This is a genomic window from Flavobacterium daemonense, from assembly GCF_007341385.1.
In the GTDB taxonomy this organism is placed as follows: Bacteria; Bacteroidota; Bacteroidia; order Flavobacteriales; family Flavobacteriaceae; genus Flavobacterium; species Flavobacterium daemonense.
Window position 1 is genome coordinate 23,427 of the sequence record NZ_VJYD01000010.1, and the last position, 25,222, is coordinate 48,648.

Annotated in this window: 20 protein-coding genes; 12 read left to right on the forward strand and 8 right to left on the reverse strand. The window is 36.4% G+C overall.

Annotated elements, in window-relative coordinates; genetic code table 11:
- The first annotated feature begins 101 nt into the window (after positions 1-101).
- The 3 genes from FND99_RS13505 to FND99_RS13515 all read left to right on the forward strand — a co-directional run bounded on the left by FND99_RS13505 (position 102) and on the right by FND99_RS13515 (position 4,413).
- Positions 102-2,009: a fumarate reductase/succinate dehydrogenase flavoprotein subunit gene (locus tag FND99_RS13505; RefSeq protein WP_144338478.1), complete on the forward strand. Its 1,908-nt coding sequence runs from the start codon at positions 102-104 to the stop codon at positions 2,007-2,009.
- A gap of 89 nt (positions 2,010-2,098) precedes the next feature.
- On the forward strand, positions 2,099-2,845 hold the full coding sequence (locus FND99_RS13510; RefSeq protein WP_144338479.1) for a succinate dehydrogenase/fumarate reductase iron-sulfur subunit: 747 nt from the start codon (positions 2,099-2,101) through the stop codon (positions 2,843-2,845).
- Between the two features lie 104 nt (positions 2,846-2,949).
- On the forward strand, positions 2,950-4,413 hold the full coding sequence (locus FND99_RS13515) for a sulfatase family protein (RefSeq protein ID WP_144338480.1): 1,464 nt from the start codon (positions 2,950-2,952) through the stop codon (positions 4,411-4,413).
- Positions 4,414-4,598: 185 nt separating this feature from the next.
- On the opposite strand, the gene FND99_RS13520 is transcribed toward FND99_RS13515, so the two are convergent.
- On the reverse strand, positions 4,599-5,348 hold the full coding sequence (locus FND99_RS13520; protein WP_144338481.1) for a 4-hydroxy-tetrahydrodipicolinate reductase: 750 nt from the start codon (positions 5,346-5,348) through the stop codon (positions 4,599-4,601).
- Positions 5,349-5,749: 401 nt separating this feature from the next.
- Between FND99_RS13520 and FND99_RS13525 the strand changes: the two genes are divergently transcribed.
- The 7 genes from FND99_RS13525 to FND99_RS13555 all read left to right on the forward strand — a co-directional run bounded on the left by FND99_RS13525 (position 5,750) and on the right by FND99_RS13555 (position 12,750).
- Positions 5,750-6,184, forward strand: coding sequence for a DUF1810 domain-containing protein (locus FND99_RS13525; protein ID WP_144338482.1), 435 nt, complete (start codon positions 5,750-5,752; stop codon positions 6,182-6,184).
- 227 nt (positions 6,185-6,411) lie between these two features.
- Positions 6,412-8,781: an arylsulfatase gene (locus tag FND99_RS13530; protein WP_144338483.1), complete on the forward strand. Its 2,370-nt coding sequence runs from the start codon at positions 6,412-6,414 to the stop codon at positions 8,779-8,781.
- Between the two features lie 140 nt (positions 8,782-8,921).
- Positions 8,922-9,320: a tautomerase family protein gene (locus FND99_RS13535; protein ID WP_144338484.1), complete on the forward strand. Its 399-nt coding sequence runs from the start codon at positions 8,922-8,924 to the stop codon at positions 9,318-9,320.
- Positions 9,321-9,388: 68 nt separating this feature from the next.
- Positions 9,389-9,715: an ArsR/SmtB family transcription factor gene (locus tag FND99_RS13540; RefSeq protein ID WP_144338485.1), complete on the forward strand. Its 327-nt coding sequence runs from the start codon at positions 9,389-9,391 to the stop codon at positions 9,713-9,715.
- 57 nt (positions 9,716-9,772) lie between these two features.
- Positions 9,773-10,246, forward strand: coding sequence for a DUF6428 family protein (locus tag FND99_RS13545; RefSeq protein WP_144338486.1), 474 nt, complete (start codon positions 9,773-9,775; stop codon positions 10,244-10,246).
- Between the two features lie 329 nt (positions 10,247-10,575).
- Complete coding sequence (locus tag FND99_RS13550; RefSeq protein ID WP_144338487.1) at positions 10,576-10,992, forward strand: arsenate reductase ArsC; 417 nt, start codon at positions 10,576-10,578, stop codon at positions 10,990-10,992.
- Positions 10,993-11,178: 186 nt separating this feature from the next.
- Positions 11,179-12,750: an arylsulfatase gene (locus FND99_RS13555; protein WP_144338488.1), complete on the forward strand. Its 1,572-nt coding sequence runs from the start codon at positions 11,179-11,181 to the stop codon at positions 12,748-12,750.
- 91 nt (positions 12,751-12,841) lie between these two features.
- Here FND99_RS13555 and FND99_RS13560 read toward each other — a convergent pair whose 3' ends face one another.
- The 5 genes from FND99_RS13560 to FND99_RS13580 all read right to left on the reverse strand — a co-directional run bounded on the left by FND99_RS13560 (position 12,842) and on the right by FND99_RS13580 (position 21,212).
- A complete protein-coding gene (locus FND99_RS13560; RefSeq protein ID WP_144338489.1) occupies positions 12,842-14,845 on the reverse strand; it encodes a heavy metal translocating P-type ATPase in 2,004 nt (667 codons plus the stop codon).
- A 276-nt stretch (positions 14,846-15,121) separates the two neighbouring features.
- A complete protein-coding gene (locus FND99_RS13565) occupies positions 15,122-16,363 on the reverse strand; it encodes an efflux RND transporter periplasmic adaptor subunit (protein ID WP_144338490.1) in 1,242 nt (413 codons plus the stop codon).
- A 2-nt stretch (positions 16,364-16,365) separates the two neighbouring features.
- A complete protein-coding gene (locus tag FND99_RS20385) occupies positions 16,366-17,610 on the reverse strand; it encodes a TolC family protein (protein ID WP_144338491.1) in 1,245 nt (414 codons plus the stop codon).
- Positions 17,611-17,646: 36 nt separating this feature from the next.
- Positions 17,647-20,784: an efflux RND transporter permease subunit gene (locus FND99_RS13575; protein WP_144338492.1), complete on the reverse strand. Its 3,138-nt coding sequence runs from the start codon at positions 20,782-20,784 to the stop codon at positions 17,647-17,649.
- Positions 20,785-20,888: 104 nt separating this feature from the next.
- Positions 20,889-21,212, reverse strand: coding sequence for a DUF6660 family protein (locus FND99_RS13580; RefSeq protein ID WP_246074215.1), 324 nt, complete (start codon positions 21,210-21,212; stop codon positions 20,889-20,891).
- 385 nt (positions 21,213-21,597) lie between these two features.
- Here FND99_RS13580 and FND99_RS13585 point away from each other — a divergent pair, with 385 nt between their 5' ends.
- Positions 21,598-22,722 carry a hypothetical protein gene (locus FND99_RS13585; RefSeq protein WP_144338493.1) on the forward strand — a complete coding sequence of 375 codons (1,125 nt, stop codon included), beginning with the start codon at positions 21,598-21,600 and terminating at the stop codon, positions 22,720-22,722.
- 12 nt (positions 22,723-22,734) lie between these two features.
- Positions 22,735-23,511, forward strand: a complete 777-nt coding sequence (locus FND99_RS13590) for a porin family protein (protein WP_144338494.1) — start codon at positions 22,735-22,737, stop codon at positions 23,509-23,511.
- Positions 23,512-23,827: 316 nt separating this feature from the next.
- Here the strand turns inward: FND99_RS13590 and FND99_RS13595 are convergent, their stop codons facing one another.
- Both FND99_RS13595 and FND99_RS13600 read right to left on the reverse strand, forming a co-directional pair.
- The gene (locus tag FND99_RS13595; RefSeq protein WP_144338495.1) at positions 23,828-24,415 is read right to left on the reverse strand and encodes a chemotaxis protein CheB; all 588 of its coding nucleotides are present in this window, start codon (positions 24,413-24,415) and stop codon (positions 23,828-23,830) included.
- Positions 24,397-25,206 carry a CheR family methyltransferase gene (locus FND99_RS13600; RefSeq protein WP_144338496.1) on the reverse strand — a complete coding sequence of 270 codons (810 nt, stop codon included), beginning with the start codon at positions 25,204-25,206 and terminating at the stop codon, positions 24,397-24,399. Before FND99_RS13600 ends, FND99_RS13595 begins: the two co-directional genes overlap by 19 nt.
- Between the last annotated feature and the right edge of the window lie 16 nt (positions 25,207-25,222).

A 25,222-nucleotide genomic window follows, 5' to 3' on the forward strand; every position in this document is an offset into this window, starting at 1 on the left:
TTTATTAACACGTAAATTAATAATTTATAGTAAATTAGAGTGCCCTTACAATTTCGATTTCTTTAAAATTTTGTCTCAATTATTTTAAACCGTTGAAAAGAATGGAATCAAAAATACCCGAAGGACCTCTTGCCGAAAAATGGAACAACTATAAAGCCAAAGCCAAATTGGTAAATCCGGCAAACCGTAAAAAACTTACTGTTATCGTTGTCGGAACTGGACTTGCGGGCGCTTCATGTGCTGCTTCGCTGGCCGAACAAGGTTATAATATAAAATCATTTTGTTTTCAGGATTCTGCCAGAAGAGCGCATTCAGTTGCGGCACAAGGCGGTGTAAATGCTGCTAAAAATTACAAAAATGATGGTGACAGCACTTTCCGAATGTTTTATGACACCATAAAAGGCGGTGATTTTAGATCTCGAGAAGCCAATGTTTATCGTTTAGCCGAATGTTCTGCTGCTTTAATTGATCATGCAGTCGCACAAGGCGTTCCTTTTGCCAGAGAATATGCTGGATATTTAAATAACAGGTCTTTTGGCGGTGTGCAGGTTTCCAGAACTTTTTATGCACGCGGACAAACAGGGCAACAACTTTTGCTTGGGGCTTATCAAGGTTTGCTTCGACAAGTTTCACTTGGAAAAGTAGATTTGCATACCCGACACGAAATGCTTGAGCTAATAGTTATTGACGGAAAAGCAAAAGGTATTATAGCAAGAAATCTTGAAACTGGTGAATTAGAACGTCATGCTGCCGATGCCGTTGTTTTGGCTTCTGGTGGCTACGGAAAAGTATATTATCTCTCAACATTAGCGATGGGCTGTAATAGTTCGGCTATTTGGAGAGCGCATAAAAAAGGTGCTTTTATGGCCGGTGTTAGCTGGATTCAGTTTCATCCTACTTCTTTACCACAACATGGTGAGAATCAATCAAAATTGACTTTGATGTCGGAATCTCTTCGAAATGATGGCCGAATCTGGGTTCCAAAAAAAGCCGCTGACGACCGAAATCCAAATTCAATTCCAGAAGAAGAACGTGATTATTATTTGGAACGAAAATATCCTTCGTTTGGAAATCTGGCTCCCAGAGATATTTCTTCAAGAGCCGCAAAAGAACAAATCGATGCCGGACATGGCGTTGGTCCAATGAAAAATGCTATTTATCTCGATTTTTCTGATGCCATAAAAGCGCAAGGAAAAGATAAAATCGAAGCCAAATACAGCAATCTTTTCGCGATGTATGAAAAAATTACCGGAATCAATGCCTACAAAGAACCAATGCTCATTTCTCCCTCAGCACATTTTACGATGGGCGGACTTTGGGTTGATTATGAATTGATGACTACAATTCCGGGTTTATTTGCTCTTGGAGAAGCTAACTTTTCTGATCATGGCGCAAATAGACTTGGCGCAAATTCATTGCTTCAGGCTTGCGTTGATGGTTATTTTATTGCACCCTATACCATTCCGAATTATTTGTCCGGTGAATTAAATACGCCAAAAATTGACATTAATCATCCTGCTTTTGAAGAAGCCGAAAAAGCAGTCAGAAGACAATTGGATCGTTTTTTACATACCAACGGAACTCTTTCAGCTGATTATTTCCACAAAAAAATCGGTCGTCTTCTTTACGAGAAATGCGGTCTTTCAAGAAGCCGAAAAAAACTGGAAGAAGCTTTAATCGAAATTCGCGAACTCAAAGTTTCATTTGAAAAAGATCTCAGAATTACTGGCGATACTGCTTTAAACAGTGAACTCGAAAAAGCCGGCCGAATTTCAGATTATATCGAATTAGCCGAATTAATGTGCCACGATGCCTTACAGCGTGAAGAATCCTGCGGTGCTCATTTTAGAGAAGAATATCAAACCGCTGATGGAGAAGCTGTCCGTAACGACGATGAATTTTGCTATGTATCGGCTTGGGAATGGAAAGGGCTAAATAATAACCCCGAACTTCACAAAGAGCTTTTAACCTTTGAATCGGTAGAACTTGCAGTGAGAAGCTATAAATAAATGGTGAATATTAATTGTGAATTGTTAATTGTTAATTATTAATTCACAATACTCATTCATAATTAACAATTCATAATTAACAATTATATATGAAACTTTATTTAAAAATATGGCGGCAGTTTAACTCTTCATCAAAAGGAGAAATGACAGATTATGAAATTGATGGAGTATCAGAACACATGTCGTTTCTAGAAATGCTGGATCTTTTGAATGAATCTCTTATTCAAAAAGGAGAACGCGTTATTGAGTTTGATCATGATTGCCGTGAAGGAATCTGCGGACAATGCGGCGTAATGATAAACGGAAGAGCGCATGGTCCTTTAAAAAATACTACAACTTGCCAGCTCCATATGCGAAGCTTTAAAGACGGCGAAACCATTTATATTGAACCTTTTAGAGCAAAAGCCTTTCCGGTTTTGAGAGATTTAAAAATTGATCGATCTGCTTTTGATTCGATTATTGAATCAGGCGGATTTATTGGCGCAGCAACGGGTCAAGCACCAGAAGCCAATAGTATTCCGATTTCGTATGAAACTGCTGAAGCTTCCTTTGATGCTGCTGCTTGTATTGGTTGCGGTGCCTGCGTGGCGACTTGCAAAAATGCAAGTGCTGCCTTGTTTGTTGGTGCCAAAATCACACATTTGGCGTTGCTCCCACAAGGACAAATTGAAGCTTCAAAAAGGGTTTTGACCATGGTAAACCAAATGGATGCTGAAGGTTTCGGAAATTGTTCGGATACAAGAGCGTGTGAAATCGAATGTCCGCAGAGTATTTCCGTGCTTTCTATCGCAAAAATGAATTATGAATATACTAAGGCTTTGCTTTTAAAAAAGTAACATTTTTCTGTTTATCTGCCAAAAAAGAGTTTTCTCAAGCCGATTTTTTTTCGCTTTTGCGGATTATATTTGCATGTTGCTATCCAAAAATTACCACGCAAATTATGAGAAAAACTCTGATCCTGCTTTTAGTATTCGTGTCCCTTTTTGATTGTCGAATTACTGCTCAAAACAAAAAACAAGTTTCAAAACCCAATATCGTAATCATCAATATGGATGATATGGGTTATGGCGATACAGAACCCTACGGAATGACTGGAATTCCGACGCCGCATTTTAATCAAATCGCTCAGGAAGGTATGCGATTTACTAATTTCAATGCTGGTCAAGCCATTTGTACGGCATCAAGAGCGGCTCTGCTTACGGGTTGCTACCCTAACCGAATTGGAATGTCTGGCGTTTTGCTTCCAGGCGCAAAACACGCTCTTAATCCAAAAGAAACAACTATTGCTTCCATGCTTAAAAAAATAGGCTATAAAACAGCTAATTATGGAAAATGGCATTTAGGAAACGAGTTGCCGTATTGGCCAACAAATTATGGTTTTGATGAGTTTTATGGAATTCCCTACTCACATGATGTTTGGCCAATTGATTATGACGGCTATTCATTAGTAACTGACCCAAACGATATGCGTTCGAGCTTTCCTCCACTTCCGCTCATCAGCAATACCACGATAATCGACACAATCAGAAATATCAAAGAAGCTTCGAAATTAACTACTCTTTTTACTGAAAAAGCGGTTGGTTTTATCAAAAAGAATAAAAAAAATCCGTTCTTTTTGTACTTGACTCATCCTTTGCCACATGCGCCTTTGGCGGTTTCAGATAAGTTTAAAGGAAAAAGCGATTTAGGTCTTTTTGGCGATGTCATCATGGAAATAGACTGGTCGATTGGAGAAATCTTAAAAACATTAGAAAATGAAGGACTTTCTAAAAATACCGTTCTTATTATAACCAGCGACAACGGCCCTTGGCTTGTTTTTGGTGATAATGCTGGTTCGTCAGGAGGTTTTAGGGAAGGAAAATCAACTACTTGGGAAGGCGGCACAAGAGTGCCGTTCTTAATCCGCTGGCCCGGAAAAATTGAAGCTGGAATGGTAAACAGTTCGCTTTTTACTAATATGGATTTACTGCCAACGATCGCAGCAATTACAGGCGCTTCGTTGCCGGAAAATAAAATTGATGGTTTAAATTTTCTTCCGTTGTTGATGGGAAAAACTGATAAAGGACCACGAGATACTTTTTATTACTATTTTGGAGTTGGAAGCAATAATCTAGAAGCTATTCGATATAAACATTGGAAATTAGTGTTTCCGCATAAAGGAACTACTTATAACAAAAATTTACCTGGAAAAGATGGTTTTAGAGGCAAAGGCGCAACGGCAGAAGTTCCAATGGCTTTATATGATTTGGCGCACGATCCCGGCGAAATTCGCGATGTGCAGGAATTATATCCTGAAATTGTACAGCAAATTCAAAAAATAGCAGAAACCGCCAGAGTAGATCTTGGTGATGATTTAACCCATCAAACGGGGAAGAATATTAGAAAACCGGCTGTTGTTGATTGATTATCTGTGAAATGTGAGAAGTTAGATGTGATAGCTTCTCACGAAGATTTTTTTATTAATAATGTTTAATCGTATAGTTTGTCATTTCGGTCCCGAGGCTTCGGGATCGAAATGACAAACTATATCTTTAATTTCAAAAAACTTCGCGACTTTGCGACTTTGCGAGATTAAAATCTACACCACAATTAAACAGCAAAATAAGGCGATAAAATATCCTCAAAATTATAAAGTCCTTTTTTCTTGTCTTTCAAATTCTCGGCTACAAAAACAACTCCGTTTCCAAAAGCTTCCCTTGAAATCGATTCGTGAATTAAACGAACCGTTTGATACGGAAATCCGAAAATGACTTCGTGTTTGCCTACAATTCCGCCTGCTCTCACCGAGTTTATATTCTCTTTTCCAATATCCAAAGCTTCTGCAATTTTAACCGCCGTTCCTGATGTTCCCAATTTCTTTTTGAAATGCTCTTCATTGACTTCTATATCAACCCAAGGTGCAATTTTCTTTAAAAACTTAGCCGCAAACAACAAATAATTTACGCCTAAGGTGATATTTGGAGACCAAAAAACGGTTGTTTTGTCTGATAATTTTTTAAGCAGCCTTAATTCCTTTTCTTCATAATGTGAAATTGCAGAAATAATTTTCACATTCTTCATTGCTGCCGATTCGCCATAAGTGTAAATACCTTCGTTTGACGAAAAATCGATAATGGCATCAACAGGATGTTTTTCTAGCAATTCTTCAACACTTGTATTTGTACTTGAATAAATTAGTCCAGGTTCATCTGATTCGATTCCTAAAAATTCAGGAACAGATCTGTGTTCTAAAACTTTGCTTTGTCTTAAAACCCATTCTAGTGAGAATTTTTTGTTTTCCAGCAGTATTGATGCCACTGATTTTCCAGTTTTTCCGAATCCGATTAGTCCTATTTTCATAAATTTTGGTTTTGTGAGCGCGAAACTCGTTAAAAGAAAAAGACCTTTTTTTAAATAAATTCTAGTCAAAAATTCACTTCAAAAATTTTTTAAAAAAAGCCGTGGTATTTAAAATTAGAAAAAACATAACAGGATTACTAGTAAAAACTACGATATATAACAATCTATCCGTTCCTTAACAAGAATAACTTTGCTAAAGCTTTTTTGGCTTAAAAAATTTTATTTATCTATTTCAAGAAAAAAATCTCATTTTGAAGCCAAATTTTTACAGTTCATTCATAATCATTTTGATTTGTAAAAATTCTAACAAAAAAGCCCTAAAAAAACGGTTTCAGAATATACAACTTAACATATTTTGAGTAGTTTTATGATCTGATTCCCCAAATCAAAATCAGTACATAATGGCCTACAATACGAATGAATTAATGCGTTTTTTAGACGCTCAGAATAAACTTTATCTGTCAGCACTGGCTGAAATCAAAAAGGGTAAAAAAGAATCTCCATGGATGTGGTTTGTTTTTCCGCAGATAAAAGGATTGGGTTCTTGCGATACCTCAAAATTCTATGAAATCAAGAACGCCGATGAAGCTATTGCTTTTCTAGAACATCCAATTCTTGGAAAACATCTTGTCGAAATCACTTCTGAACTAATCAAAACCGAAGAAAAAACCGCAGAAGAAATCTTTGGAAATCCAGACGACGAAAAACTGCAGTCGTGCTTAACTTTGTTCGCAAGCATTCAAAACACTGAACCAGTTTTTCAAGAAGCGCTTCATAAATATTTTGGCGGATCATCAGACTTTCACACCTTGCAATTGCTTTACAGCAACTTATAGTTTTTTGCATAAGCTCTTTTAAATAGTCATAAATTCTCAGGCCTGTTTCAAAAAAATGAAACAGGCTTTTTTTTTGTGGTTCATATTAAAAAATGCGCCATTTCAGAAATCATAATTTTTTAACATTCCTGCTTTTAATTTTCGTACATTTATAAGCGTATTTCACTTAAATACAATCCGTTAAAAAATTATCACTGTTTTTCAATCAATATAAACTACGTATTATTATGAAAAGTAATTTTTTACTCACGGGACTGATCGCATTTTTTGCTTTTGGTTCGATAAATGCCCAGAATTGGCCTGACAGAACAGTTTTGCCTATTGAACCTTATCAAAAAGTAGGGAAAGTAGCGCCCACAATTAAAGATTCTGACCCTATAGATTGGCCTAAAGAAATTAGTGCTCCAGAGGGCGCACCAAACGTTTTACTAATTATGATTGATGATGTTGGTTTTGGTGCCAGCTCAACTTTTGGAGGTCCTATTCCTACGCCAAATTTTGACGCTCTTGCCAAAAACGGACTCCGTTACAATCGTTTTCATACCACTGCAGTTTGTTCGCCATCGAGAGCTGCATTGATTACAGGTAGAAATCATCATACTGCCGCAACAGGAATTATCATGGAATTCTCGACTCCTTATCCGGGTTATAACAGTTTAGTGCCTCGAAGCGTTGCTACGATTGGTAAAATTTTAACCGATAATGGATATGGAACTTCGTGGTTTGGAAAAAATCATAACGTTCCCGACTGGCAATCGACTCCCGCGGGACCTTTTAATTTATGGCCGACAGGTTTAGGATTCGAGTATTTCTATGGTTTTTTAGGTGCCGACGCGCATCAATTCAGACCTGCTTTATTTGAAGGAACAAAACCTGTAGATCCTTACTTAGAAGGCGAAAAAGTAAATCAAGAATATATCTTAGATAAAGATTTAGCAGATCACGCCATTCATTGGATTCAGACGCAAAAAAACGTTTCGCCAAACAAACCTTTCTTTGCGTACTATACACCAGGAACGGCACACGCTCCGCATCAAGCGCCTAAAGAATGGATTGCCAAATTTAAAGGGAAATTCGATCAAGGATTTGACAAACAGCGAATTGAAACGTATGAAAACCAGAAAAAACTTGGTATTATTCCGCCAGATGCTTTATTGGCACCAACACCTCCAGATTATCAAAAATGGGATGCTTTATCGCCAGGAATGAAAAAAGTCGCGGCCAGAGAAATGGAAGTTTATGCCGGGATGCTTGCACATTGTGATTATCAAATAGGAAGAATATTGCAGAGCATCAAAGATATTGGACAATATGATAATACTCTTGTTATTTTTATTATGGGAGATAATGGCGCCAGTGCTGAAGATCCAACTGGACAAGGATTGACTAGTGAAATTGGTATTATGGTAAATGGAGAAGTTGACTCTGAGGAATTTATGCTGAAACATTTAGATGATTTCGGTGGTCCTTGGATGGCAGAACATTACTCGCAAAGCTGGGCGCATGCGATGAATACGCCTTTTCAATGGGACAAAAAAATCGCATCGCATTTAGGCGGAAGCCGAACTGGAATGGTAATTTCATGGCCAGCAAGAATCAAACAAGTGGGACAAATACGAAGCCAATTTACTCATATTACGGATATTGTTCCTACCATTCTTGAAGCGGCAAATATTCCGCAACCAAAAAAAGTCGATGGTTTTGAACAAGTACCAATGGCAGGAAAAAGCCTTGTTTATACTTTTGATGATGCCAATGCACCAGAAACTCATAAATCACAATATTTTGAAGTTATTGCAAACAGAGCCTATTACAAAGATGGATGGATGGCAAGTACAACTCCAAAAAACCTTCCGTGGCAAGGGCATCCTGTGCCAACAGAAGATCCAGTAAAAGATTATAAATGGGAATTATACGATTTGACAAAAGATTACAGTCAAGCCAATGACATTGCAGCGCAGAATCCAGAAAAACTAAAAGAAATGCAGAAAGCTTTTATGGAAGAGGCTGAAAAATACAAAGTTTTTCCGTTTGACGATCGTTATATCGACCGTGTAAATCCAGAAAACCGCCCTAATTTAAACAAAGGCAGAACACAATTTACTTTCCATCAAGGAACATCTCGTATTACCGAAGGAATGGCGCCAAACATGAAAAATACTTCGTTCAGCATCACTGCCGATGTTGATGTAAAAGCAGGTCAAGAAGGAATGATTATTACGCAAGGAGGCTATTTTGCCGGATTGGCTTTAATGCTTCAAAAAGGAAAACCAACTTTTGCGTATGCTTTCTCTCATTATCCGAATCATAAATGGAGCATACAATCACCTGCTCCTTTGACAACAGGAAAACATACAATTGTTGTGAACTTTGATTATGCGGGCGGTGGTGTCGGAAAAGCGGCAAAAGCAACTTTACTTGTTGATGGCAAAAAAGTAGCGAGTGGCGATATTCCGAAAACGGTTCCAAGCCGTTTCTCTGCTGATGAAACTTTAGATGTCGGTGAAGATTTTGGAACTCCGGTAAACAGAACTTACGATGCACCTTTTACTTTTCAAGGCAAAATCGAAAAAGTGGTGGTTGATTTGAAGCAATAATTAATTTTATATAAGAAAAACCTAAAGTCCGTTTCATATGAAACGGACTTTTTTGCTTTATTTTTAAAACTGATCACATAAATATTTCTTATTTTTATGGAAACTTGACATCATAAAAAAATAACTTAAAAATATCCAAAATGCCATTTGTCCGAATTAGTCTTCCCAAAAAACTTTCGTTGGAAACTAAAAATAATATTTCAGAATCCATTCATCAATCTTTAATTCAGGAATTTAATATCCCAGTCGCCGATTATTTTCATGTAATTGAAGAATTAGAGCCGCATCAAATAAAATATCCTGAAAGTTATCTAGGAATTTCACATTCTGATGAAATAATCTTTGTTCAAATAGCTGCTGGACAAGGAAGAACTCTTGAACAAAAAAATAAACTATATCATCAAATTGCCACAAGAATTGCTTCAAGTACTTCAATTTTGATCAATAATGTTATTATTGTCCTTTTGGAAAATAACGGTTTAGAAAATTGGTCATTTGGAAATGGAGAAATTCAGGAACAAAAGCATCTGAAAAAATAAATATTCGCTTAAAGATTTGTTTTTAAGAAATCTATATCGTAATATTGCTATATTAAAATACAATAAAAATGGGAGCTACTAAAACAGAACATTTTACTGAAAAACAAAATCAGATTGCGACAATAGCAAAAGCTTTAGGTCATCCTGCCAGAATTGCGATTATTGAGTATCTGTTGAAAGTAAACGAATGCATCTGCGGTGACATTGTAAATGAGCTTCCGCTTGCACAGCCAACAGTTTCTCAACACTTGAAAGAACTTAAAAATGCAGGACTGATAAAAGGAAATATCGAAGGAAATGCTATTTGTTATTGTATTGACGAAGTTACTTTTGATATTTTAAATACTTATTTTTCAAATATAATATCCGTTACAAAAAACCAGAAATGCTGTTAAAGCATTTTTTTAATCATCTATATCGCAATATTGCATTATAACTATAATTAAAGAAATATGAAACTATCAGAAATTAAAAACATACTTCCGAATTTGGATAATGTTGCCTTTCAATTAGAAAATGGAGCTTTTGTCCCAGAACATTTTCATGTAACTGAAATTGGAATTACTACTAAAAACTTTATTGATTGCGGTGGCGTGATCCGAAATGAAAATGCGGTAAATTTTCAGTTATGGAATGCCAACGATTACGAACACCGCTTAAAACCTGACAAGCTTTTGCATATCATTCAGCTATCTGAAGAAAAATTAAACATTCAAGATTTTGAAATTGAAGTCGAATATCAAAATGAAACAATTGGGCGATATGATTTAGATTTCAATGGAACTCATTTTATTTTAAAAAACAAAACAACTGCATGTTTGGTGCAAGAAGCCTGTGGAGTTCCTTCGCCAAAACAAAAAATCGCTCTGAAAGAACTTCACAAAAATGAAACAAATAGCTGTTCACCAAATTCTGGCTGTTGCTAATTGTGAAGAAACAAACAAGTACAAATCTTTTGACTGCAATTAATTCAAACACATTGAAACATAGCTATACAAAGCTTAAAAAAGACGTTTCACTTTTTAAAAACAAACATCGCTTGCTATGTGTTAGAAACTAGTTTCTTTTTGCTTTCTTTTTTATAAATAAAATCTATGTTTCTATGTGTTTAATAAAAATTTCAATGAATTACAAACAAGTAGTTAAATACAAAAAACCCATTATTATCACAACATCTGTAATTGTGTTGCAGCTTATTTTTGGCTTTGATCCAAAATTCTGTATTATCAATATCATTTGGTTATTCGTTTAAATTATGAAGAAAAAAATTTTAGTGCTCTGCACAGGAAACAGCTGCAGAAGTCAAATCGCCGAAGGTTATTTAAAATATTTTTTAGGTGATAAAGCCGAAGTTTACAGTGCCGGCGTCGAAACGCACGGTGTGAATCTGAGGGCAATTATTACAATGAAAGAAGACGGAATTGACATCTCAAATCATACTTCAAACCAAATTGACAAATATCAAAACATTGATTTTGATTTTGTGATTACCGTTTGTGATAATGCTAAAGAACGCTGTCCTTTCTTTCCTTCAAAAGCAACTAAACTGCATTATAATTTTAATGACCCAGCCAAAGCAACTGGAACTGAGGAAGAAATTTTACAAGAATTTAGAACCGTCAGACAAACTATAAAAGAGTTTTGTGAGCAATTTTCAAGCGTTCATTTTTAATAGAAATAAGTACAAAAAAGTCCAAATTCAAATGAATTTGGACTTTTTTTTATGTTTCATATTACAAAATGAAACATAAAATAGTAAAATACAGACATTTAAATATATAGCTTTATATCATATTTTTCTTAAGATTCTAATTTAACCTCATTGCAAACTTATTTTATAACCATTAAAAAAAATCTCATGAGCAGACTTAAAAAATTTAGTCAGGAACAAAAAAAAATTAAGGTACTATTGCTTTTTTTATCGTTTGTAGGATTTACAACACCTGTGACATCTCAAAAAAACAAATCAAAACCTAATATTCTAGTCATTTTTGGAGACGATGTAGGGGTTTCGAATGTTAGTCTCTACAGTCGCGGATTAATGGGATTTACAACTCCTAATATTGATAAAATTGGCAATGAAGGAGCTGTTTTTATTCAATATTATGCTCAACAAAGTTGTACTGCTGGACGCGCCGCATTTATTACAGGACAATCTCCTTATCGTACTGGTTTAACCAAAGTAGGCTTGCCAGGATCTCCAGTAGGATTACAAAAAGAAGATCCTACAATAGCAGAATTTCTTAAGCCACTAGGTTATGTGTGTGGTCAATTTGGTAAAAATCATCTTGGTGATCAAGACAAGTACTTGCCTACAGCTCATGGGTTTGATGAATTTTTTGGAAATTTGTACCACCTAAATGCCGAAGAAGAACCTGAAAATGCAGATTATCCAAAAGGAGAAGAATTTAAAAAAGCATTTGGTCCTCGTGGTGTATTAAGATCAACTGCAGGCGGAAAAATTGAAGATACAGGACCACTTACTAAGAAAAGAATGGAAACAGTTGATGAGGAGTTTTTAGCTGCTGCTAAAGATTTTATTACAAAATCTGCTAAAGCTGGCAAACCTTCCTTTACTTGGTTTAACAGTACCAGAATGCATGTTTTTACACATCTAAAGCCTTCCTCATTAGGAAAAACAGGTCTCGGCACCCAAGCAGATGGAATGGTCGAGCATGATGCAATGGTTGGAGAGCTTTTGCAACTTTTAGACGATCTCAAAATTGCTGATAATACGATTGTAATCTGGACAACAGACAACGGTGCGATGAAAAATCAATGGCCTGATGGAGGATCATCCCCATTCCGTTCTGAAAAAGATACAAACTGGGAAGGTGCATATCGCGCTCCAGCCGTTATCCGCTGGCCGGGGGTAATCAAACCTGGAAGCAATTTAACTGGATTATTTTCTGCAGAAGATTGGTTGCCAACTTTGGTGGCAGCTGCGGGAGGTGATCAAAGTTTAGCCCAAAATGCTCAAAATGGAGTTCAAGAAGGTAGCAATAATTTTAAAGTACATCTTGATGGTTATAATCAATTGCCTTACCTTAAAGGACAAAGTGGAAGCGTTCGACATGACTTTATTTATTTTGATGATGATGGCAATCTTGTTGCATACCGTGACGATCGTTTTAAATATACTTTTTCTGCTCAATATGCAAAAGGAATGGAAATATGGCGCAACCCAATGGTCAAGCTGAGAGGACCTTTTATAATTGATTTATTAGCAGACCCCTATGAATATTCCGTTGATGGTTCTATAGGATACGAGAAATGGATGATGGATCGCGCATTTTTGATTTTGCCTGCTGTATCTAAAGTAGCAAACTATTTGGAAACCTATAGAAAATTTCCGCCGCGTCAGGCACCAGCGACATTCTCAATAGATGAAGTAATTGCAAAATTACCAAAACCTCAAATCGAACGATAATCTTTTTAAAATCTATCGATTCTAAATCTTAAACTCTTAAAAGAAACAAGCCCTAATCCATTGCTTTGAATTAGGGCTCCCTTTTTTACTTCTAAAACTTCATCTTCTGAATTCGGACTGCATTTAAAATTGCCAGTAAAGCTACGCCAACATCGGCAAAAACAGCTTCCCACATAGTTGCGAGTCCGCCGGCGCCAAGAATTAACACAAATGCTTTTACAGCAAAAGCTAAAGTTATATTCTGCCAAACAATCTTTTTGGTTTGTTTACCAATATTGATCGCCATCGCAATTTTGCTTGGTTTATCATCTTGAATCACAACATCGGCAGTTTCGATTGCAGCGTCACTTCCAAGTCCTCCCATCGCAATTCCAACCGTACTTAAGGCAATTACAGGCGCATCATTTACACCGTCACCCACAAAAGCTACAGTTTCATTTTTTGCTTTGATTTCGTTTACTTTATTGACTTTATCTTCCGGAAGCAAATCTCCAAAAACTTTCGAAATACCCAATTTATCAGCAACAAACTGCACAACATTCAACTTGTCGCCGCTTAACATTGTAACTTTTACTCCCAATGATTTTAATTTTGAAACGGTTTCTTGCGCATCTTCTTTAATTTCGTCAGCAATCGTTAAATAACCCGCGAATTTTTTGTCGTATGCAATTGCAATTGTGGTATAAACAATAGCAGACGGGTCAATATCATACGAAATCCCGTATTTATCTAAAAGTTTGAAATTCCCAACATGAAGTTCTTTTTCATTCAAAGAAGCTTTTAAGCCATGTCCGGAAATTTCTTCAATATTTTTCAATTCGATCGACGAATCTGTTGGTCCAGCATAATTATGAATTGCTGTTGCAACAGGATGCGTGCTGTTGCTTTCTAAAACATTTACCAGTTTCAGAATTTCTTCTTTATCGAAATCAGGTTTAATAACAACCTCTTGCACTTTAAAAACCCCTTCGGTCATGGTTCCTGTTTTATCAACCACAACATTTTGAATCGTAGAAATACTGTCTAAAAAATTACTTCCTTTGAACAGAATTCCGTTTCTGCTCGCCGCTCCTATTCCTCCAAAATAACCAAGTGGAATACTGATAACCAAGGCACAAGGACAAGAAATCACTAAAAAGACCAATGCTCTGTAAAGCCAATCGGCAAAAACATAATGCTCAACAAAAAACATTGGCAGCAGACAAATTGCGATTGCCAGATAAACGACAATTGGTGTATAAATCTTGGCAAACTTTCGAATGAATAATTCGGCTGGCGCTTTTTTTGTCGTGGCATTTTGAACCAATTCCAGAATTTTTGACAATTTGCTGTCGTTATAAGCAGTTGTTACTTTTACTTCGGCAATCGTAGTTCCGTTTATCATTCCGGCAAGAACAGTTTCGCCTTTTCTCTTTGTGCTTGGTGTACTTTCACCAGTTAAAGCTGCTGTGTTGAACGAAGCCGAATCCGATAATAATTCGCCATCCAAACCTAGTTTTTCACCAGCTTTCAACTGAATAATAGCTCCAATTTTGACATCTTTCGCCTTTACTCTTGTTGTGGTATTATTTTCTATAATATTTACCTCATCAGGACGCTGATCTAACAGACTTTTTATGCTTGATTTTGCTCGTTTAACTGCCATTCCCTGAAAAGTTTCTCCAATCGTATAAAACAGCATAACCGCCACGCCTTCTGGATATTCACCAATCCCAAATGCTCCGATTGTAGCAATACACATTAAGAAAAATTCAGAGAAAATATCGCCTTTTCTGATGCTTTCATACGCTTCTCTCAAAACCGGAAGTCCAACCGGAAGATACGCAATCACATACCAAGCAATTCTAACAAGACCGGTAAACCAATTCTGCGGAAAATAATTATCAAACCCAATCCCAATCAAAAGCAAAACAAACGAAATAATCGACGGCAGGAATAATTTAAACAAACTGCCATCGGTATTGTGCTCATGATCGTGCCCATCATGGTCGTGTCCATTGCTTTCTGCGTGAGTGGGTTCATCATCATGCGAACAAGCGCAGGAAGCTTTTGGTTTCGTTTTTATATTTTTTACTTCTATATCTTGATGTATCATGGGAAAGTTTCAAGTTTTGTTTGTTTCAAGTTACAAGTTTAAACTTTGTCTAAATAATGTTCTAAATTTACGGCTTTTGTAGTAAAGTTTTTTATTAAAATAATTATTAAACGTACTATTTGTCATTTCGACGAAGGAGAAATCTCCACGAGAAGCTCTACAAAGATTGGATTTTAGGAACGGAGTTACTTGCGGAGATTTCTCCTCCGTCGAAATGACATAAAATGAGAAAAACCTCAGTCCCTCAAAACCGCAGCTCCTTAGCACCTAAAAAAATCAATGCTCATGCTCTCCTCCGCCTTTCAGTGCAGACAATAAATAAAAAGCGCCTTTGATAACGATTTTAGCATTTTGTTCCTTTTCATTCACAAATTTGACTTCGGTAAAACCCAAATCGGTTGTGCCGGGAATTACTTCAATCGCCTTAAAATGAATTTCCTTTTCTTTTGTTTTCTCATTTGTCTGTTTTTCTTCCTCGGCAAAAACAAAATATTTGTCGGCATTTTTCACAACGGCATCTTTTGGAAGCGCCGGAACTGTCGCGTTTGTAATATTGATATTTGCCGAAACATACATTCCCGGAATCAAGCCTTTTGCGTCGACAGGATCAATTTTAGCATGCACGGCAACGGTTTTGCTTTCGTTTGAAAAAGATTTATTGATTCCGAAAATCTTTCCTTTGATCGATTTATTAGACTGATTTGTCAATACAAAATCAATTACTTGACCAATTGAAATTGAACCCAGATCTTTTTCGTAAACATTTAAATCCAAATGCATCTGACTGTTATCAACGACTTCAAACAGCGAAATTCCAGTATTTGCAAAAGCGCCTTTGGCAATATTGATTTTCCCTACGTAACCATTTATTGGTGAAACGATTGGAACTAAAGACGAACCTCCTTTAGCCGCAACATGCAAAGCATCTAATTTGTTTTTTGCTGCTTGCGCACGAGCTCTTTCAGCCGCTAATTTTGCTTTTACTTCCTGAAATGTCTTTCGCGGATTTACGTTTTCATCACTCAAAGTTTTCTGGCGATTGTATTCTAATTGCAGATATTCCACATTTGCGATTGCCGACTGATATTCTTCCTGCATTTCAATTACTTCCAGATTTTGAATCGTTGCCAAAACTTTCCCTTTATTGACATAAGTCCCTTCCAAAACAAAAATATCTTTTACTGTACCGCCAATTAATGTCGAAACTTCAGCGGAGTTTTGCGGAGGAACTGTCGTATAACCATTTGCTTTAATGATTTTATTAAGATTTCGATTTTCAACAAATCCTGTTTCAATTCCAACGGTTTTGTACTGTGATTCGGTTAAAGAAACTTCTGTACTTGATTTTTCTTCTTCATGAGTTTCTTCTGTTTTCTTTTCATTGCAGCTTAAATTAACCGCAAAGAGCGCAAAGATTACGCAAAGGACGCTAAGTTTAATTCCCTTGCGAACTTTACGCTTTGTCTTTGCGTGCTTTGCGGTTAAATACTCGGCTAAACTTTTAAATATATTTTTCATGATTAATTGTTTTTGATGGTTGGAAATTGCAATTCGATGGCGCTTTGATTATAGCTGTGCGTGGCTTCTGCGTATTGTTTTTTAATATCAATTGCCTGATTCAAAAAACTGATGTACGACCAATAACTCATATCGCCATTTGCATAACTTTTTTGTGCGGTTTCAATAATCTGATTGGCGTATTGCTGGCCTTCGTTTTGATAATATTCCAAGTTTTTCTGTTGTTTTTGGAAGTTGTTCTGCAGTTCTTCTTTTTGCAGATTCAGAATAATTTTATTCTTATTTAATGCCATTTCCGACTGCGAAATACTGATTTCAGCCGCTTTTGCTTTCGTTGTATTCACGCCCCCGAAAAGCGGAATCTGCAATCCTGCTGTAAAACCCTGAAAAAGTGATTCAGTATTGATGGTTTGGGCAAAATAACCCAAGCCTACTTTTGGCGTACGCAAAGCTTTAAACGTTCCGGCTTCTTTTTGATAAACCGAAATTTGCTGCTGATAAAAATCGGTCATTAAAACTTCCGCTTTTGTATTCTGACTTTCGGTGAATTGAAACTTCAAGGAAACGGTTTCATCCGGAATTATATTTTCATCCGTCTGAACAAAAAACTGCAGCTGTTTCTGGTAAATTGCCAAATCGTATTGTAATTGTGCCTTTTGAGTTTCAATTTCTTTCACTTTTGCTTTGGCGCTAATCACTTCTATATTTCCGCTTTCTCCAGTTTTAAAACGGAGTTCGGCATTTTTTAGAAATTTGGTGTAAATCTCATTTAATTCGGAGTTCAACTTTTGAATTGAAACTCCATATAAATATTGATAATACGCCAATGTCACCGCTTTCTCCAATTCATATGACGATAAAGCTTTACGTTTTTCTGCCAGTTTTGCCAATTCTTCCTGCAATTGTCTATTGGCTTTTGTGATATTTCCTAACGGAAAAAATTGCTGCACGGAAACGTTATGGTCAAAATCGGCACTATTAAACTGGCCACCTTGATATTGCACCTGAAGCGGATCGGGCTGAAAAGCGGCTTTTTTCAAAAGTGTTTGTTTTTCAATTTCTTTATCGGCAATTTTTAAGTCTATGTTGTTTGTTTTGGCTAGTTCTATAGCTTTTTCCAGGCTGATAGATTGCTGTGCAAATGTTGCTGTGCTTGCCAATAGAAACGTAATTAACCGCAAAGTTCGCAAAGGAAGCGCGAAGTTCGCAAAGGTTATTTTTATTAAATTATATAGTAAATTTTTCATTCTTTTAAATTTTTCTTTGTGTCCTTTGCGTAAACCTTAGCGCTCTTTGCGGTTAAAATCTTTGCGGTTAAATCCACGTTCCAGCATTAAATACAAAATCGGTAAAACGATTAACGTCAATAAAGTCGCTGAGACTAATCCGCCTATAACAACCGTTGCTAAAGGCTTCTGTACTTCTGCCCCGCCGCTTGTCGATAACGCCATTGGCAAAAATCCTAACGAAGCCACAGACGCCGTCATTAAAACAGGACGCAATCTTGTTTTAGTTCCGATTAAAACTCTTTGCAATGGCTCTAAAATCCCTTCGGTTTTTAATTGATTGAAATAAGAAATCAAAACGATTCCGTTTAAAACCGCAATTCCGAACAATGCAATAAAACCAATTCCGGCCGAAATACTAAACGGCATTCCTCTCAGCGAAAGCGCAAAAACACCTCCAATTGCTGACAACGGAATCGCTGTAAAAATCAATAACGCCTGTTTGATGCTTTTAAAAGTAAAATGCAGCAATATCAAAATGAGCCCCAAAGCGATTGGCAGCGCAACCGAAAGTCTTTGTGTCGCTTCAATCAAATTCTCAAACTGTCCGCCGTAAGTCACATAATAACCCGAAGGAAGTTTAAAGTTTTTATCAAGTTTTTGCTGAATTTCCTCAACAACACTTTTAATATCTCGTCCGCGAACATTTAGCCCAACAGTAATTCTGCGTTTTCCGTCTTCGCGGATGACCTGCACGGGACCTTGTTCGTATTCAACAGAAGCCACTTGAGAAAGTGGCACCTGTTGGCCATTTGGAAGCGGAATAAACAAATTGCTCACATCTGTAATATCACCGCGATTGTTTTCATCCATTCGTACAACAACATCAAATCTTTTGCTTTCATCATAAATTTTTCCGGCGCTTTCTCCTGCAAAAGATGAGCGGATAATTTGATTTATATCTGAAATATTGAGTCCGTAAAGCGCGATTTTATCGTAGTCGTATTTGATTGTAATTTGAGGCAATCCCGTCACTTTATCTGCCTTTAAATCTCCAATTCCTTCAATTCCTTTTATTTTAGAAATAAGTTCTGTGGCTTTTGCATCCAAAATCTCTAAATCATCGCCAAAAATCTTAATCGCAATATCCGATCGGCTTCCGGTCATTAATTCATTAAAACGCATTTGAATTGGCTGTGAAATCTCAATGTTAGCACCCGGAATCACTTCCATTTCTTCTTTCATCGCATTTGCCAAATCTTCCCAATTATGGTATTTTCCTTTCCATTCTTTTTTGTCTTTTAAAACAATAATCAAATCGCCACTTTCAATCGGCATCGGATCTGTGGGAATTTCTCCACTTCCAATTTTGGTTACAATGGTTTTGATTTCCGGAAATTTAGCTTTCAGAATTTGTTCATATTTTGTGGCGGTTTCTACCATCTGCGTAAGCGAACTTCCTGTCATAATACTTGCGTTGATGGCCAAATCTCCTTCTTCGATTGTCGGAATAAATTCGCCTCCCATATTTTGGAAAATAATAAATGCCAAAGCAAATAATCCAAGGGCAACAGAAAGAAATACTTTTCTAAGTTCTAGCGCTTTATTCAAAAGAGGCGTATAATGACTTTCCAGCCAAGCAATCATTCGGTCGCTAAAATTAGATTTATGTTCTGTTTTTTTCGAAAGAAACAAAGCACTCATCATCGGAATGTACGTCAATGAAAGAATAAACGCGCCAATAATCGCAAAACCAACCGTCATTGCCATTGGTTTGAACATTTTTCCTTCTGTACCAATCAAAGCCAGAATTGGCAGATAAACAATCAGAATAATAATTTCTCCAAAAGCGGCACTATTTCTAATTTTTGAAGCCGAATTATAGACTTCTTCGTCCATTTCCTTCTGTGTGAGCTCTTTTTTATTTTTAACTTTTTGAAGATGATGCATGGTTGCTTCAACAATGATTACGGCGCCATCGACAATGATTCCAAAATCTATTGCCCCGAGGCTCATTAAGTTGCCACTTACGCCAAAGGCATTCATCAAAATAACGGCAAACAACATTGCCAGCGGAATAACAGATGCTACGATTAACCCAGCACGAAGATTTCCTAAGAATAAAATCAGCACAAAAATCACAATTAATGCGCCTTCCAAAAGATTCTTGGTTACGGTTTTTATGGAATTATCAACGAGTTTTCCTCTATCGATAAAAGCTTCGGCAACAACGCCTTCGGGAAGACTTTTGTTGATTTGAGCCATTTTTTCGTGAATTCGATCTACAACAGCGTTGGAGTTTTCACCTTTCAGCATCAAAACCAAACCCGAAACGATTTCGCCTTTACCATCTTTTGTAGAAGCGCCGTAACGCAACGCAACGCCTTCACGGACTTGTGCTACATTGCGAACCAAAACTGGCGAACCATTTCGGTTTTTTACCACTACATTTTCAAGATCTTTTACGCCTTTTGCCATTCCGACACCTCGGATAAAATACGTGTATTGCTCTTTTTCAATATAAGCGCCACCTGTGTTTTGATTGTTTTTTTCTAAGGCGTTAAAGATTTCTGTAATGGTCACGCCAAGACTGTTCAACATGTTTGGGTTAACAGCGATTTCGAATTGTTTTAGTTTTCCGCCCCAAGTACTAACATCAGCAACACCACGAATTCCTTGTAATTGCGGAATAATAATCCAATCTTGAATGGTTCGTAATTCGATTGCGCTGTATTTGTTTTCATAGCCTTTTTTGGCGTAAACATCATATTGATAAATTTCGCCTAAACCCGTTGTAATTGGTGCTAATTCGGGAGAATTTACATAATCTGGAATGTTTTCTTCGGCTTGTTTTAAACGCTGAAAAATTTGTTCGCGCGCCCAGTAAATATCAACGTTGTCTTCAAAAACAACGGTAACAACCGATAATCCGAAACGGGAAATACTTCGCAGTTCTATAATATTTGGAACTGTTTTTACAGCGCGTTCCAGCGGATAGGTAATCAACTGCTCCACTTCCTGACTTGCTAATGTTGGCGCTGTTGTAATAATCTGAACTTGATTATTTGTAACATCTGGCAATGCATCAAGTGGCAAATTTTTAAGCGAATAGCTTCCCCAAGCTATTAAAACGAGGGTAAATAATAGTATAACGAATTTGTTTCGTATACTAAATTGAATGATTTTATCTAGCATTTGAAATATATAATGACATGAAAAATGAGACAAGAATTTGTCTGCTAGTTTTGTGGAAAATCCACAAGTCGTTAACTCGCTCCGAAGTTATCGGGCAAGTGTCATTATACTATTTGAGGAGGTTGCCAAATACTTCCGTAGAAATCGGAAATAAAAACAGAATTATAAGTTGGCAAAGCTGCAGTTATTTTGTTGCAAGCTTTAGAGAATTCGAAAACTACTGGAGGCTGGTAACTTAAAACCTGTGCTCCACAGCAATTGCAGGCACAAAATGGAGAACATAAATCATTGTCTTTGTCATGAGTATGATTTGCCTCAGATGAAAATTGGGCAGTTTTATGCATAGCACTGCTCACTTCCATATCTGCACAAGGCATATTTGAAAGTGCCATCAAATAAATTGATAAGATTGCTGCAATCCATTTCATGCTTGTAAAATTAGCATTTATTTTTTAAAATGTAAATCATCGATATTGCTAAAAATGTAAAACTGACTAAAATAGAATACGAATAACGCAGATGGAAACAGATAAAAAACAGATTTAAACACTAGTGTTATCTGTATGCTTATTGACACTTTAGCCTGCATAGTGAACGGTGATAAATTTATTTTTAATCGAATTTATAGTTTCACAAAAAAAAATGTTAGAGGTAAGAAAATTTCGTTAACTTTAACATTAATTAACACATTATTAAGCCCTAACCTCCAATTATAATAAAACCTATTTAGCATACAGATAAAAAGATTTCAAAATAGCATTAGTACATATTTTTTCGCAGTTCAATTAATTAACATTAAAAACACTCTAATCGATGAAATGTAATACCACACTAATATCAGCCTTTTTATTATTATTCAGCATGCAGATTTTTGGACAGGTTTATACCGACAAAATTGTAGGAAAAAAAAATGCCGAATTAAAAGATAGTCTTAAAGTAGAGAAATACCCTTATGCATTACCGATCTGGGGAGAAAAAGTAGCTCAAAAAGGATATAAACTTCCCTATTCTGCTGGAGTTTCTGTTAATTATTTCTGGCAGGAATCCCAAATCGTAATTAATGATTTGAATATTGGTTTCAATCATGGTCCGCAATACAACTTGGATGAAATTGTTCGATTTGACAAATCAAGTGTAGAAGCTGGCGCACTTACGGTTCGTCCAGATGTTTGGCTGCTTCCCTTTCTAAATATTTATGGAATTTTTGGAAAAGCAAATACATCCACAAAAATAAACGCCGGAATTTGGATTCCAGATGCCAATAACAACTGGTCAGAAGTTGCAAATTTCAGCACACAGGCAAATTTTAACGCCACTACTTTTGGTATTGGTATGACACCGACAATTGGTATTGGCGGAGGTTGGTTTGCTCTCGATATGAACATGGCTTGGACAGATATCAGTTCACTGGATAAACCTGCATTCTCCTATATTTTTGGTCCGAGGTTAGGTAAAACTTTCAAATTCAATAAATCAGAACAAAATATTGCTGTTTGGGTTGGAGCATTTAGAGTTCATATTTCTGGAGATACAAATGGAGATTTGCCTTTATCTGATTTTATTGATCTAAGCACCGCACAAGCAAAAGTGGACAGCGGTTTGCAAAAAGTAGCTGAAAATCAAACAAAAGTTGACAACTGGTGGGATAGCTTGAGTCCGGCAGAACAAAAAAATCCTGTAAATATTGCTAAACATACGACTGCAGACAGAGCCTTAGATCGTGCAGGAACTTTCCTTGCAACGCTGGACGGAGCATTGAGCACAGCTAGTGACTCATCTGTTCAGTATTCACTTCAAAAAAGACCAAAAGACATGTGGAACTTCATTGTTGGGTCTCAATATCAATTCAATAGACATTTTATGTTTCGCGCAGAATGTGGTTTCTTAGGAAGCCGTACGCAAGTGCTAGGAAGTTTACAATATCGATTTGGACTGTAATCCATCCATTCTATGAAAAAGATTTTATTAATCGTTTTTATTTTCTTTTCTATCAGTTCAGCCCAATCGCAAGTTTTGATTTCCTTGATTTTTGGAGATAAGTTAAACTCTGAGTTTTTGGAATTTGGTCTGGAAGGAGGAGTAAATTTTTCTACTATTTCAAATATGGATTCCTCGGGAACAAATCCCGGTTTTAACCTTGGCTTTTATTTTGACCTCAAATCAAAAAAAAATCCGGCTTGGATGCTTAATACTGGAGTTATTGTAAAATCTCCTATGGGTGCGCAGGGAATTCCTGTTTATCCTACGGGCGATGCTAATTTGGACAATACTTTTGCCGGCGGAAGCGTAAACCGTGAAATACGTTATTTCAATGTTCCGATTTTGGTTAAATATCAATTCAAAAATAATATTTACGTAAAAGCTGGACCGCAATTTGGTTTGTTGGCCAAAGCGTTTGACGAGTTCAAAAATGAATACGACAAAGACGATATCATCTACAAAAGAAACATTCGCGATCAAGTTCGCGTTATTGATGCCGGACTTGCCGCTGGTGTGGGATATCATTTAAACGTTGGAAACGGAATGAATTTTACAGTTCAATATTATTATGGTTTAGTGCAAGTAATGAAAGGCGACGGACCAAATAATCAATTCAACCGTTCTTGGTACATTACGGCTGGATTGCCTATTGGAAAAGGAAAAGCAGCAAGAAAAAAAGCGGAAAAGGAAGCGGAACTGAATAAAATTATTCTTCCGGAAGATGAAAAACCGCAACCTAAAAATTAAGACTTAAATTCCTGCAAGGTTTTCAAAACCTTGTAGGTGTTTGAGTTGAAATAATACCTACAAGTTGGGCATCAAATTTGCTTAAAATTGTAAAAACTCACTGGAGCTGTTTTTTTATCCCGCTAGGGATTAAATGTTGGTAGAAATTAGTTTTACCGAATGCTCATTTGTCCCGTAGGGACTATATTTTGCATAAATAAATAAAAATGGCATTAAATATATAGTCCCTATGGGACAAAACAAAACTGTGATATTTTTTTCTACCAATATTTAATCCCTAGCGGGATAAAAAAAATAATCGAACTCAGATTATGATCTATTTCGTATTTATTGAAGCAATAAAATGAAGTATTTCCTGTGTATTCAAAATAAAATCGGGATCAGAATATAAAATTGCATTATTAGGCATGAAAGGCATATCTGCTGAAAGCGGATTTTGAGCCACAATTGTTCCTCCCGCTGCTTTTATTGCTTTCAAACCTTCAGTTCCATCAGAATTTGAGCCCGATAATAAAATGCCGATTAAAGAAGATCCATACACCTCTGCTGCCGATTCGAAAGACACATCAATACTTGGACGGCTGTAGTTTATTTTTTCAGAAGTATCTAATGCCAAAATCCCTTCTTTCTCAAATAATAAATGATAATTTGACGGCGCGATGTAGATAAAACCTGGTAAAAGAGGGAATTTGTCTTCAACAGGTTTAACTTGTATGTTGGATTTTAATGTAATTAAATCTTCTAACGTTTGATCGTCAGTACTTTTTCTATGAAGGACAATTACCAATGCAAAATCATTGAGTTTGATAAGTTCTGGCAAAATCTGCATTAAAGCATTCAGACTTCCTGCAGATCCTCCAACGATGACTACTTTACAATCTGATATTATTTTAATTTCCTCCATATTTTATCTTTATCCAATTGTTTGTATTTGTTTGGAGCGACAGAATATTTAATGGTTTCTTTTGTTCCTAAAGCCAAGAAGCCTAGAACAGCTAAACTTTCGTCGAATAAATTAATGACGCGTTTTTGTAAATCGGCATCAAAGTAAATCAAAACATTACGACACAAAATCATATCAAACTCGTTGAACGAAGTATCTGAAACCAGATTATGCTGCGAAAAGACCATTTTCTCTGCTAAATCTCCGTTGAATTTTGCAATGCCATAATTTGCGGTATAATAACTCGAAAAGTCTTCTTGCCCGCCTGCATCGCGATAATTTTGCGAATACTCTTTCATCATTCGGAGCGGGAAAATTCCTTTTTTGGCTGTCTCTAAAACGGTCGCATTAATGTCTGTCGCATAAATTAGAGATTTATGAAGCAAACCAGCCTCTTTAAGCATTATGGCCATTGAATATACTTCTTCGCCAGTCGAGCATCCTGCGTGCCATAATCTAATGAAAGGTTTTGTTCCTAAAAGCGGCAAAATTTGATTTCGCAAAACACTGTAAAATGCCGGATCACGAAACATTTCTGTTACGTTGACCGTAATTTCATCTACCATTCTTTTGTAATATTCTGGATCAGAACGAACTTTTGAAAGAAATTCATGAAAATGCGTAAACCCGTCTAAATGAAAAACTCTATTGACGCGTCTTTTTAATGAAGCTCTGGAATAGCTTCCAAAATCAAAACCATAATATTCGTAAACCTCGTTGATAAGCGTTTCTAATTCAATATCCTCAATCATACTTCATTCAAATTTT